Origin of the sequence: Metabacillus hrfriensis, assembly GCF_030127205.1 — a bacterium.
In the GTDB taxonomy this organism is placed as follows: Bacteria; Bacillota; Bacilli; order Bacillales; family Bacillaceae; genus Bacillus_P; species Bacillus_P dongyingensis.
In genome coordinates, this window is record NZ_CP126116.1 from 728667 (window position 1) to 741469 (window position 12803).

10 protein-coding genes are annotated in these 12803 nt (G+C 39.5%); 8 read left to right on the forward strand and 2 right to left on the reverse strand.

Annotated features, from left to right (window positions below):
- The first annotated feature begins 649 nt into the window (after positions 1–649).
- From QLQ22_RS03790 to QLQ22_RS03825, 8 genes are all read left to right on the forward strand, one after another.
- Positions 650–1978, forward strand: coding sequence for a 6-phospho-beta-glucosidase (locus QLQ22_RS03790; RefSeq protein ID WP_284016026.1), 1329 nt, complete (start codon positions 650–652; stop codon positions 1976–1978).
- A gap of 101 nt (positions 1979–2079) precedes the next feature.
- Positions 2080–2769 carry a chitin disaccharide deacetylase gene (gene chbG, locus QLQ22_RS03795; protein WP_284016027.1) on the forward strand — a complete coding sequence of 230 codons (690 nt, stop codon included), beginning with the start codon at positions 2080–2082 and terminating at the stop codon, positions 2767–2769.
- A 413-nt stretch (positions 2770–3182) separates the two neighbouring features.
- Positions 3183–3965 carry a MurR/RpiR family transcriptional regulator gene (locus QLQ22_RS03800; protein WP_223439814.1) on the forward strand — a complete coding sequence of 261 codons (783 nt, stop codon included), beginning with the start codon at positions 3183–3185 and terminating at the stop codon, positions 3963–3965.
- 239 nt (positions 3966–4204) lie between these two features.
- The gene (gene pfkB, locus QLQ22_RS03805) at positions 4205–5128 is read left to right on the forward strand and encodes a 1-phosphofructokinase (protein WP_223439817.1); all 924 of its coding nucleotides are present in this window, start codon (positions 4205–4207) and stop codon (positions 5126–5128) included.
- Positions 5129–5130: 2 nt separating this feature from the next.
- On the forward strand, positions 5131–6573 hold the full coding sequence (locus tag QLQ22_RS03810; RefSeq protein ID WP_223439819.1) for a PTS fructose transporter subunit IIC: 1443 nt from the start codon (positions 5131–5133) through the stop codon (positions 6571–6573).
- Between the two features lie 6 nt (positions 6574–6579).
- Positions 6580–7041, forward strand: a complete 462-nt coding sequence (locus QLQ22_RS03815; protein ID WP_223439821.1) for a PTS sugar transporter subunit IIA — start codon at positions 6580–6582, stop codon at positions 7039–7041.
- A gap of 1 nt (position 7042) precedes the next feature.
- Positions 7043–7912 carry a class II fructose-bisphosphate aldolase gene (locus QLQ22_RS03820; protein WP_252208044.1) on the forward strand — a complete coding sequence of 290 codons (870 nt, stop codon included), beginning with the start codon at positions 7043–7045 and terminating at the stop codon, positions 7910–7912.
- Positions 7913–8042: 130 nt separating this feature from the next.
- Positions 8043–8897, forward strand: coding sequence for a Cof-type HAD-IIB family hydrolase (locus QLQ22_RS03825; RefSeq protein ID WP_223439826.1), 855 nt, complete (start codon positions 8043–8045; stop codon positions 8895–8897).
- A 7-nt stretch (positions 8898–8904) separates the two neighbouring features.
- Here QLQ22_RS03825 and QLQ22_RS03830 read toward each other — a convergent pair whose 3' ends face one another.
- Both QLQ22_RS03830 and QLQ22_RS03835 read right to left on the reverse strand, forming a co-directional pair.
- Positions 8905–9921 (reverse strand): acyltransferase, encoded by a 1017-nt coding sequence (locus QLQ22_RS03830; RefSeq protein ID WP_252208046.1) that lies wholly within the window; start codon positions 9919–9921, stop codon positions 8905–8907.
- A gap of 100 nt (positions 9922–10021) precedes the next feature.
- Complete coding sequence (locus tag QLQ22_RS03835; RefSeq protein ID WP_284016028.1) at positions 10022–12709, reverse strand: sigma-54-dependent transcriptional regulator; 2688 nt, start codon at positions 12707–12709, stop codon at positions 10022–10024.
- Between the last annotated feature and the right edge of the window lie 94 nt (positions 12710–12803).

Here is a 12803-nt window from a genome sequence, read left to right on the forward strand (position 1 = left end):
CGGATGCTGGCTCTTTTTTGGCTCCATTCTGGATTTGGTTACTCATAGGGTGGGGATGATTCCTTTTTTTTTGACTCAATCTTGGATTTGGTTACTCATAGGGTGCGGATGCTGGCTCTTTTTTGGCTCCATTCTGGATTTGGGTACTCATAGGGTGCGGATGATTCCTTTTTTTTGACTCAATCTTGGATTTGGTTACTCATAGGGTGGGTATGATTCCTCTTTTCAGGCTCAATCTTGGATTTGGGTACTCAAAGGGTGGGAATGATTCCTCTTTTTTGGCACAATCCTGGATTTGGTTACTCATAGAGTCCATATGATTCCACTTTATTGGCTCAACACTGAATTTGGATACTCATAGAGTGCGAATGATTCCCCTTTTTTGGCACAATCCTGGATTTGGGTACTCATAGAGCGCGAATGCTGCCTCTTTTCAGGCTCAATCCTTGATTTGGTTACTCATAGAGTCAATATGATTCTTCTTTTTTGGCTCAACACTAAATTAGGATACTCATTGCGGGCGTCTCCGTTCTTTTTTGGAAATAAAAGTTTTTATGTATTGATGTCTAGTTTGCCCAGTTCCTTTGCCAGAACTCTGTCATGTCAAAGCTAAACGGGCACTTGCGCTTTTCTAATTAATTTTAATGAGGTGAATGGGATGAAAATTGTAACGATTGGCGGCGGTTCAAGCTATACACCGGAATTAATTGAAGGATTTATCAAACGCTGGAGCGAGCTTCCTGTGTCGGAAATATGGCTCGTTGACATCGAAGCCGGAAAGGAAAAACTGAAGATTGTCGGACAATTGGCCAAGAGAATGATTGAAAAAGCAGGACTTCCAATAAAGGTTTCTTTAACAACAGATCGGAGACTTGCACTGAAAGGAGCGGATTTTGTAACCACCCAAATGCGTATCGGCTCCATAGATGCCCGAATATTGGATGAGAAAATTCCGCTTAAATATGATGTGATCGGTCAAGAGACAAATGGACCGGGCGGGTTATTTAAAGGGCTGCGAACCATCCCGGTGATACTTGATATTTGCCGCGATATGGAGGAGCTCTGCCCTGATGCCTGGCTGATCAATTTTACAAATCCTGCAGGAATGGTGACAGAAGCTGTATTAAGATACAGCAAGATTACGAAAGTTGTAGGGTTGTGCAATGTACCGATTGGCATGAAAATGCACATAGCTAAAACCCTGAATGTTGAAAGCGGGAGAATCCATATTGATTTTGCAGGATTGAATCATATGGTATTCGGATTGCGTGTATATTTAGATGGGAAGGACAAAACAGCTGAAGTCATTGATAAGCTGATTGCTGGGGAGAAGCAAATGTCGATGCAGAACATTGCTTCCCTTGAATGGGAACCGCAATTTTTGAAAGCACTGCAGGCCATTCCATGTCCATATCACCGCTATTATTATAAAACAAGAGAAATGCTGCAGCAGGAAAAAGAAGAAGCTGCCGTAAAAGGATGCAGGGGAGAAGTTGTGAAACAGCTTGAGAACGATTTGTTCGAACTTTATAAGGATCCAAACTTATCGATTAAACCTCCGCAGCTGGAAAAGCGGGGAGGAGCTTATTACAGTGATGCAGCCTGCAGCCTGATCAATTCCATCTATAACAACAAAGGGGACATTCAGACTGTAAATGTCCAAAATAAAGGAGCCATTACGGGTCTTTCATATGAATCTGCTGTAGAAGTGGACTGTATCATTACAAAAGAAGGTCCGAAGCCGATTGCAATGGGAGAGCTCCCAGTTGCTGTAAACGGACTTGTTCAGCAAATCAAATCGTTTGAGCGGACGGCGGCAGAGGCAGCAGTTACAGGCAGCTATGAAACGGCTTTGCTCGCCATGACTATTAATCCCCTTGTTCCTTCTGATCGTGTGGCCAAGCAACTCCTTGATGAAATGCTGGAAGCGCATAAAGAACACCTTCCGCAGTTTTTCAAAGAAGCATCTTATCGTTAATGGTATTTTTAGAGTTTGGTATTGGCGAAGAAAATGGGGTCTGTCATTTTTTGAAAATAACGATGTGAAAACAGGTTTTATTAGAAGACAGGAGGAGTCTTATGCCTCATTTTATTATCAATGCAGATGATTTTGGCTATTCACGGGGTGTAAATTACGGAATCATTGATGCACATACTGACGGCATTGTAAATTCAGCGACAATGATGGTGAATATGCCTGGTGCACAGCACGCCGTTTCGCTTGCTAAGGAGCATCCCGAGCTGCAGGTTGGCATTCATTTAACGCTCACTTGCGGAAGGGCTGCAAGCGATCAAGTACCTTCTTTAATAGATGATAATGGCTACTTTAACATTAAGAATGATCCTAACCAGAATCAGAATATAAATGCTGCCGAAGTTGAGATTGAATGGGAGACGCAAATTCAGCGGTTTTTGTCATTTGGCCTTGCTCCTTCTCATCTTGACAGTCATCATCATGTTCATTCATGGCCAGTACTAGAACAGGTTATAATGAATCTGGCAAATAAGTATGATTTGCCGGTAAGGCGTTTTTGGGAAGGGGAAAAGGAAGGACTGCAAGCATTCTCTGATGTATTTGTGCATACTTTTTACGGGGATGATTTAAGTCCGGATTATTTTACGGAGTTGAAAAAATCATATCAAGGGGATATTCGTGTTGAAATCATGTGTCATCCTGCGTATATCGATGAAGCACTATTAAAGGGTTCTTCCTACTGCTTGCAGAGAAGCAATGAACTGTCTATATTAATGGCAGCTCGACGTATATAGCTTGCAGGTCAAGAGCAAAGTGCCCAAAGGAAACTAATGAATGTGATATGTGAAAAGTGTATTAAGAAGTGAGTGATTTTGAGAAAGAAGAAACTTCAAAAGATACAAAGAAAAGCTGAAGAATCACTTCAGCTTTTTTGCAGTCTAAAAATCAAATGAGGTAATCTTACAGCGGGATTCTGCATATAGCTTCCGTGCGAACGGCGTCAGAGGAAACGTCAAATAGTGATAGCTGTAATTTATTACAAAAAAAGTAGAGTTTAAATTGACATAAAAATCAAATAAAACATCGTTGACAAATACAATAGACTTTACACATACTAACCATATTAGTTGAGGGAAATAAGAATGATTATCTCTAATGTTATAAAAGGAATCCAAGATTATCTATTAAATTTCTAAGGAGTTAGAAAATGGAAAAACCACTGTTTGATATTCCGTCAAGTACCTATTCAATGTTAAGTGAGACCGAACGTTATCTTCTTGAATATATTCACAAAAATTTAAATGATATTGCAACTATGTCGATTGTCACACTAAGTGAGCGTGCAGCTGTTTCTACGGCAACTATCGTAAGGTTAATGAAGAAAATAGGTTACAATGGCTACACTTCTTTTAAGTATAGATTAAAACAGGATAAGAAAATGGTTGATTACGATGATCAGCTTGGTGATATTGATGTTTCAATTAAGCAAGCGATAAAGAAAAATGAGGAAGAAGTTCTTAGAACGATTCAGCTTCAAAGCATCGGACAAATTGAGGATGCTGTACAGAAGATATACAATGCGGAAAAGATTTATATCTTTGGCCGCGGCTTCTCGGAAATGCTGGCCAAAGAAATGACGGTCAAGCTTCAGGTATTGGAAAAAACGTGTGAGAACCACGATGACCCGAACATTATAAGAATCAAATCTCGTAAAATGGAGAAAAATGAACTGGCTATTTTCATTTCGTTAAATGGTGAAACTCCAGAGCTCGTTGAAGCTTGTCAAAATCTAAGCATGAAACAAGTTACTACAATCACTCTAACCACCCGGATCGATTCAACTTTAAGCAAGCTATCTGATATGACATTACTAGGGTATAAGAGCGACCAATCTCTATTTCCAGAATATGAAGTTCGCTCACGTCTCTCACTCAATGTCATTGCTCGGATTCTTCTTGATGCCTATGTGATTCGTACTAGGAATAAATAATTTCAAGCCCTTCAAATTACAAGATTTGAGGGCTTTTTTATGTGGTGAGCTAAATCAGAGTTCATATTCCCAAATCGCGGATGTTCAATAATCCGGTTGGGGTTATCCTAAATGATGATACTTAAGGAAATTCAGATAGTGAAATACGAGTAAGAAAGGCTTTACATAATCTGAAAACATTTTCAGAAATAAACATGAGATACTTTCCTTATCAACAAATGAAGGAAGGTGAAGCAACCGTGCTTTATACATGCACCATGAACACTGCCATTGATTTGTACGTAGCGGTTGATGAATTAAAACCAGATACAGTAAACCGCACGCACGATGAGGATTACCAGCCGAATGGTAAAGGGGTCAACGTATCAATCATGCTAAAGCGCTTAGGTATTGAAAGTGTTGCTTTAGGGTTTATCGCTGGGTTTTCTGGTAGATATATAGAAGAATCATTACTGGAAATGGGCATTAAGACTGATTTTGTCAAAGTCGATGGCATTACACGCATTAACGTTTTTATAAATTCAGAGAATGAATACAAACTCGTTAATCAAGGACCGATGATTGAGCAAAAAGAGCAAGAGATCCTTCTGAAGAAAGTGAAGGAGATCCCTGCTGGCAGCATGCTCATTGTCTCGGGGAGTCTTCCAAAAGGTGTGTCTGATTCCATTCTCGTTGACATCGCCAAAATTTGCAGCAAACATGACGTGAAGCTCGTTCTTGATTCAAGTGTGTGCACAGTAATCGAAACGCTTGAGTATAAGCCATATTTGCTGAAACCAAATGAGGAAGAAGTAGCCAATCTATTTAATAAGGCTCATCCACTTTCAGAGACAGAGCTTATTGAATGCGGGAAAGAGCTTCTTAAACAAGGAGCTCAGAATGTAATTATCTCAAGAGGAAAGGATGGAGCCCTTTATTTTTCACAAGAAGATTTGTTAAAAGCCACGTCACCACAAGGACAAGTTGTCAATACTGCTTGCTCGGGTGATGCAATGCTTGCCGCCTTTATCGGTAAGCGTATGCAGGAAAATTCTTTGGAAGACGCACTCGCTCATGCCGTTGCAACAGGTGCATCTACTGCTTTTTCAAAAGGGCTAAGTGATTTAGCCGATATACCATCTCTTCTTAATCAAGTAACCATTTCAGCTTATAAGGGGGCATAACCATGGGACGCAAAAAAATAATAGCCGCAACTGGCTGTCCGACCGGAATTGCACATACATTCATGGCTGCTGAAGCGTTAAAAAAAGCAGCTGCTAATCTAGATGTTGATATTAAAGTCGAAACACATGGTCAAGTTGGAATTGAAAATGGTTTAACAGAACAGGATATTCGCGAAGCAGATGGAGTTATTGTCGCTGCAGATAAGGATGTTAATACGGACCGTTTCCATGGCAAACGTCTAGTAGAAGTACCGGTTGCACGAGGCATTCGTGCACCAAAAGACTTAATCAGCCAAATCTTAAATGAAGAAGCGTCTGTTCACTATGTTAGCGGTTACACAAAAGACAACCAGAAAGAATCGCCGAATTCAGCTGGAAAGGAAACATCATCAACTAATTCAGGCAGCAATAAAAAATGGCTGCATACCATCTATAAAGATCTTATGAACGGTGTCTCTCACATGCTCCCATTCGTTGTCGGAGGGGGAGTGCTCATTGCACTTTCGTTCTTGTTTGGAATTTATTCATCTGATCCCAATCATGAACAGTACAACCAGTTTGCCGCCTTATTAAATAAAATCGGCGGATTAAGTTTTAGCTTAATGGTTCCAATTCTTGCGGCTTTTATCGCTGAATCCATTTCAAAGCGTCCAGGTATGGTTGTTGGTTTTATCGGAGGTCTTCTTGCTAACCAAGGAGGAGCTGGCTTTCTGGGTGGGATAATTGCCGGTTTTCTAGCCGGTTACCTTATTATTTTGTTACAAAAGCTGTTGAAAAACATGCCAAAATCTTTAGATGGATTGAAATCAATTTTCTTGTATCCAGTCTTAGGTATTTTCCTGATTGGTGCGATTATGACACCGATTCTTGTCCCTGTTACAGGTTTAAATGAAGGAATGATGGCCTTCTTAGCCTCTGTACAATCATCTAATCCGCTTCTTCTTGGGATTATTGTTGGAATGATGTCTGGCTTCGACATGGGCGGTCCCTTTAACAAGGCGGCTTACGTAACTGGAACCGCGTTATTATCTGAAGGCAATCTTTACTTTATGGCTGGTGTATCTGCGGCTTGTATTGCACCGCCGCTTATTATTGCCTTTGCTACAGTGTTTTTCCGTAAGTATTTTACGAAAGATGAAAGAAATGCAGGAATGATTAACTTTATTTTAGGATCTACGCACATCACAGAAGGAGCGATTCCATTTGCGGCAAAGAATCCAGTTGTCGTCATTCCGATTATCATGCTAGGGTCTTCAATTGCTGCCATTATGACATATATGTTTGGCGTACAGGTCCCAGCTCCACACGGAGGGTTTTTAGTTCTTCCAGTAGTGACAGGCGCCATCCAATGGGTGTTTTCCATTCTGGCAGGTTCCATTATCGCAGCCGTAATTTATGGCTTGTATCGTAAAAAAATAGCCAAAAATATCCCAGTAGAGGAGTAATTAATCATGACAAATTTGATCCAGCCAAATTTTATTCAATTACAGGCTACAGCTTCATCGCAAACAGGTGTCTTTCAATGCATAGCGGACATCGCTGTTCAAAATGGCATTGCCACATCAGCAGATGAGGTTATTAAAGGCTTACAAACTCGTGAAGCTCAAAGCACAACTGGCTTCCAGGATGGCTTTGCTATCCCGCACACACAAACAGCAGCTGTAGTAAAGCCTGCCATAGTAATTGTTCGTACCGAAACGGGTATTGATTGGGAATCATTTGACGACCAGCCAGCTTTTTTCTTTCTTTCTCTTCTGATTCCGAAATCAGAAGCTGGCACAACACATCTACAAGCATTGTCATCTCTATCACGGGTTCTCATGGACGAAGACAAACGACAAGAACTGCTGGATGCGAAAACCAATGAAGCACTGGCTGCATTCATAGAAAAAGCAATCAGGGAGGAAAACTAAAATGGCTCTTTTATCAACAACATCTATGCTAGAGAAAGCAAAGCAAGATAAACACGGCATTGTCGCATTCAATGTTCATTCGTTTGACAGCATCTTTTGGGTACTAGAAGCAGCAGCCGATTTAAAATCACCAGTCATTCTGCAAACAACTGTTGGTACAGTCAAATCACTTGGTGCCAAAAACATTGTTGAAGTTGCAAAAGCTGCTTCCGAACATTTCAATATTCCAACAGGCTTGCATCTTGACCATTGCACAGACTTTGAAGTAATTAAAGAAGCCATACGGGCTGGCTATACATCAGTCATGATTGATGCATCGATGCATCCTTTTGAAGAGAACGCAGCCCGGACAAAAGAAGTAATGAATCTCGCTAAGTCACTGGGTGTTAATGTAGAAGCAGAGCTTGGAAAAGTAGGCGGAGTAGAAGATGATATCGTTGTAGCAGAGGAAGATGCCGAAAAAGCAGTACCAGGAGAATGTAAGCAGTTTGTAGAACTGACTGGCGTTCCAACACTTGCACCTGCAATCGGTACTGCACATGGCATATACAAGGGGAAGCCGGATATTGACTTTGACCGAATTGCAGAGATTGCTAATCTTGTAGATGTTCCCCTCGTTCTCCATGGCGGCTCTGCAATTCCTGATGAAGACGTACGCCGCTGTGTATCTCTGGGTATGGCAAAAGTCAACGTATCAACAGAACTGAAAAATGCTTATTCAGCAGCTATTCGTAAACATTTTGAACAAGAGCCAGACAGCCTAGACCCGCGTGCTTACTTGCAAAAGGCTAAAGAGGCAGCAATAGACATGGCAAAATCCAAAATTCAAATGGTGGGAAGCGAAGGCAGAGTAGTTCCATCGTTTGTATAAGACAAGATCAATGTATAGATCGGCGTAAATGCGCTATGAAAAGGTATGAGGAAAAAAAGCCGATTGTTCGTATGAATAGGACAATCGGTTTTTGGTTTTAACAAAGACTAACGTAAGGAAGGGTTATCATATGAAATTAATTGCCGTTGATTTGGATGGAACACTGTTGTCAGAAGATTGTTCAATTAGCCAAGTAAACAGGGAGGCAATTCATGAGGTTCAGAAGCAAGGGAATATTATTGTCATATCCTCTGGCCGTTCTTTTCATGATACAAAGCAAATTCTTCAAAAAGCTGGTATAGAGTGTCCAATCATATCGGGGAATGGGGCTATTTCATTCCATACAGAAAAAATTATTCAAAACTTTTCCCTTCCTGTTAATGTCATATCGGAAATGATGGAAATTTTAGATGAAACCAATTTTTACTACGAGATATATACAAGAAACGGTATTTTATTAAAACAGGATGGAAGAGACCTGTTAAAAAAGGAAATCAAATATATGCAAGAGCAAGAAACCGGTTTTCCTGAGGAATGGGCTTATGGTGAAATTGATATTCAATACAATCAACATGGTTTGCTTCATGTTCCCCACTATCAAGATATAGATTTTACCCATTTAGAGGTATACAAATTATTTGTTCTATCCTTCGATAAATGTAAACTCATTAAACTCCTGGAAAGGGTATCGGGAAGAAAAGATATATCAATTACGTCTTCAGGAGGTACAAAACTTGAAATTGGCCACTTGGATATAAGCAAGGGGAATGCATTAAAATTCATGGCAGATTATTTGGGGATCCCTTTAGAAAAAACAGTTGCAATAGGTGATAACTTGAATGACCTTTCTATGTTTGATGTTGCTGGAATGAGTATAGCGATGGGGAATGCTGTAGAAGAGGTAAAAAAGAACGGTACTTTTATTACGAAAAAACACAATGAAAATGGGGTAGCATTTGCTTTACGAAAATATATTCTTGCATAACAATCTTCTACCCCCTAAATGCCTGTTTTAAATATTGAAGAAAACTATAGGCAACATACGAAATAACAAAAATAAACAGGGTATATAGCTGGGTCCAAACCAAATTCTCTGTAATGTTTTTCAGTTCTAAAATATTTAACCCCAAATCAATTATTTTTATGAAAAAAACATGAATAATATAAATACCAAGAGCATTGCTGCCAATTTTCGTTAAAAACAAACCCTTTCCTAACTGTTTGTTATTCAGTGCAAAGGAAAATAAAAACACGGTTAGAAAAATTGTGGATAAAAAATATTCTCCATGACTGCCTGATAATATCTTTTCTAAAATGTAGCCCTCCATCACTTGCAGAACTGAAAAAACAAAAAATAAGTATAAATAAATATTTTTGTTTATTTTCAGGGGTTTCATAAATTGTGAATGAAAAGCAAAGCAAAATCCCAAAGTTGTATAAAATAAACCGAAGAAAATGGCATCTCTTGTACTTAGTGGAATTTTGTAAAACATTGAATAGGATTGTCCGAAAAGGCCTATTAAGTTCGAAATAAAACAAAGTGTTAACAGCACATTTATTTTTTTTAGTCTGAAAAAAATAAACACAATGATAATACTCCAAATTAAGGACGTTAAAAACCACAATTGATATCCGCTAGTCCCTTTGCCATAATACAAAAGATTCAGCATTGTAAATTCATCAAAATACTTTATTAATTTTTGGTTTACATTAGAATCACTTAGATATATGACGAGAACATCGTATATTGTATAAAAAATGAGCCAGCAAACGTAAATTTTAACTATTTTTATAACATACTTTTTGAAATATACAACAGACTCACTGGTATATACTATTTTAATTCCGAACAAATAACCTGAAGCGGCAAAGAAAAAAGGAACAGCGAATCTAGAAAGGTTATCAAGAATAAACAATCCAATCTGACTATCTAATGGGAAAGTATGTATCACTACTACAGCAAAGATCGCAAAAAATTTTATAAAGTCTATTGCATAATTTCTCTCCATTATTTAACCCCTTCGTTTTAAGCTTTTACCTTGTTTTAGAATTGTCTTATTATTTACTGATATTGCTTTAATAATTAAAAAAATGTCCGTCTGGAATATATCAGACGGACGTTTTATTAGTTTTAGCACTGCTCTCATTTTTTAATAAGAAATCCATAATGAAACATACTTCATCATTCGGAATGGCAATTTGATAAGCTTCTTCGATTTTATTGAGCGCTTTTCTGATTTTTAAATAGAGAAGATAATGTTCATTGATTTTCGCATCTTTATCAGGATATTTGACAAACGGCTGATTTTTCCGGAGCCTGTCCAGCATGCAGCTGATATGAAGAACAATGCCCATCAGACTTTCATGATTTAAATATGTATTTGTCTGCAGCTGGAGATCATTTAAAACGTTCCGCACAATTGTAATGACTTCGCCTGCATCGTCAATTGTGAGAGTCTGCTGCAGGGCATCAGCCATTTTAATATACGTTTCTTCATGAGTAATCAGCTCTTGAATTGTCTTGATCTCTTTCATATTCAGGATATCCTGAACATGAATGGTTCTGTATGGCAAGGCAATCTCAAAGTTGCAGACAACACAGAGAATGCTGCGCTCCTTTGATATATTAGTCAGCATTTTTTGCATTTCTTTTCGGTTGAAAATACTGATCGGCAAAATTTCAATGATTTCTGAATTAAAATGCAGATAATTTTCAAGGATATTTTTAAGGGCAATCGCACTGCCTTCCCCGGTTAAGCAGGCGGTCAGGATCACTGATTTCAGCGTCTTGCTGTTTGATTGCTTCTCTTTTTGAGTCTGCATATAAAACGGTGTTAAATTTTTAACATCCTCGTAAAGCTCATCCAAGTGATAGCCAAGGCTTGCTTTTCGTGATGCTTCGATGACATGGGCGGTGCTGACCATAGGTATGACTTTAACGGGAATAGAAAACTCCGTTTCAATCATTTCTCCGATGAAGGCAAGAGACCCCATATCGATTAACAGGAGCAGTCCGGTGCAATGGTTCAGAGGCTGCATTTCTCTTTTAACACGCTGCAAAAATTCCTCAGGCGATTCATGGAGCGGCATATCAATGCCGGTGACGTCTTCATTTCCAAGCAGATGGTTGGTTACAGCTGCCATCTCTCTTGCAATTCCATTTCCATGTGCCAAAACGAAGACTGCGGTTTGAAAGCTTGGCGTTTCATCAGAATCGACGACGAAAAACATTGTAAGAAACGCAACTTCATCAAATGGTATCGTGATCGAAAACGTATCCTCTACGAGCCTCATACTTTCTATGGCCACATTGAACTGATCCCGGTACTGCTCGCGTATCGCCGTTAAATTGGGATGGTAGATTGATTTGTGGGATTCAAGACGCTGCATTAAGGTTTGCAGATGAAGGGACAAGCCTACAAATACCTTCTCATCAAATGTGCGATTTAATCTTTTTTCAGCTAAATGAATGATTTTTTCACTGACTTTTACAATCTCGGCTGACAGAATTTTTTGGAGGTTATCTTTGCTCATCTGCTGAATCGTTTGTTTTAAATATTGTTTGAAAAGAGACTGAATGTTATGGTCCATCAGCATCGCAAGCTCTGATTGATCAATATCCCGATTTTTCAGTTCCTCATATTTCAAATCAATATGCTCATAGATAGAATGGTCAAACGAAGGCTGACTCTGTACCGAATAAGACTCGGTAGGGCTGAATGTGTACTGTTCATTCATTTGAATAAGCGTGTGCTTCGTTTTCTTTTCAATAAACAAACCTTCTTTGATATACCAGTTCAGGTCTGAAGACCGGATATGAATACTTTGTTTTTTATTGGTGACATAGTCGGCATAGGCTTTAGCACATGTCAGCTGAATATCTGCTTTCAGCTGGCCAATGTTGCTTGAGCAGGGATAAAAGAGCAATGCCCTGATGGTATTCGTTGAGACTGAGATTTCTTTCCCCAGGCGGATGCTTTCATCTGTGAAGAAGCGTTTTATTAACAGCAGCCGTTCTTCAGAGGAGCGTTCCCTAAGCGGGGGCAGGGTGATAAACATCGGCATTCTCCGCTTGAATGTCCCGAGCAGGGAAGAAACAGGATCTTCCGTTGTAGCAGCCAGAATGAGAACCTGTGCCGTCCGTTCATTCTCTGATTCTCCCAGTCTGCGGTACATGCCACCGTCAATAAATGTAAACAGCATCTCCTGTCCTTCTGGTGTAAGACGATGCACTTCATCTAAAAACAAAATGCCGCCGTCTGCTTTTTCAATCAGCCCTTTTTGCTCAACAGCACCTGTATAGGCCCCTTTTTTTACACCGAACAGCTGGCCAAGCAAAAGCTGAGGGTTATTTGCGTAGTCTGCACAATTAAAGACAACAAAAGGAGCCGTTTCATGCAGCCGGCCTGCTTCAAGCGCAAATTGATGCATGATGGATGCAAACATGGATTTTCCGACGCCTGTTTCACCGAAAATGAGCGTATGCATGCCATGTGGAGGATATAGAATAGCAGATTTAGCCTGATCAATGGCTGTCCGTAAACTGCGGTTTTCCTTTTGGAAAGAGTCTAATAAACTGACCTCGGATTTATCAGCTGCCAGATCACGATCGGCATTTAAAAAGAAAACGACAGGCCTTGATGAAGACTTTGAAAGCAGTTCTTCTTTCACGAGTTTATTCAGATCGCTGCTTACATTTGCACGGTCAAGCTGAAGCAATTCTGAAATTTCAGCTGCAGAATAGGAGACTCTGCTCTGCTTTTTAAATAAGCTGTAAATCAAATCCTTTCTTTTCATAAAATACAACAGCCTCCTTGCACAAACTAGTATAAAGCGCTTACAATAAATGGCGGAAATCTCCTGTTTTCAGTGGATAATCTACTATAAAAAT

Excerpts from the sequence above, each read along its gene's own strand:
- QLQ22_RS03820 (WP_252208044.1), top strand. The coding sequence starts at position 7,043 with ATGGCTCTTTTATCAACAACATCTATGCTAGAGAAAGCAAAGCAAGAT.
- QLQ22_RS03815 (WP_223439821.1), top strand. The coding sequence starts at position 6,580 with ATGACAAATTTGATCCAGCCAAATTTTATTCAATTACAGGCTACAGCT.
- QLQ22_RS03800 (WP_223439814.1), top strand. The coding sequence starts at position 3,183 with ATGGAAAAACCACTGTTTGATATTCCGTCAAGTACCTATTCAATGTTA.
- QLQ22_RS03830 (WP_252208046.1), bottom strand. The coding sequence starts at position 9,921 with ATGGAGAGAAATTATGCAATAGACTTTATAAAATTTTTTGCGATCTTT.
- QLQ22_RS03810 (WP_223439819.1), top strand. The coding sequence starts at position 5,131 with ATGGGACGCAAAAAAATAATAGCCGCAACTGGCTGTCCGACCGGAATT.
- QLQ22_RS03835 (WP_284016028.1), bottom strand. The coding sequence starts at position 12,709 with ATGAAAAGAAAGGATTTGATTTACAGCTTATTTAAAAAGCAGAGCAGA.
- chbG (WP_284016027.1), top strand. The coding sequence starts at position 2,080 with ATGCCTCATTTTATTATCAATGCAGATGATTTTGGCTATTCACGGGGT.
- QLQ22_RS03825 (WP_223439826.1), top strand. The coding sequence starts at position 8,043 with ATGAAATTAATTGCCGTTGATTTGGATGGAACACTGTTGTCAGAAGAT.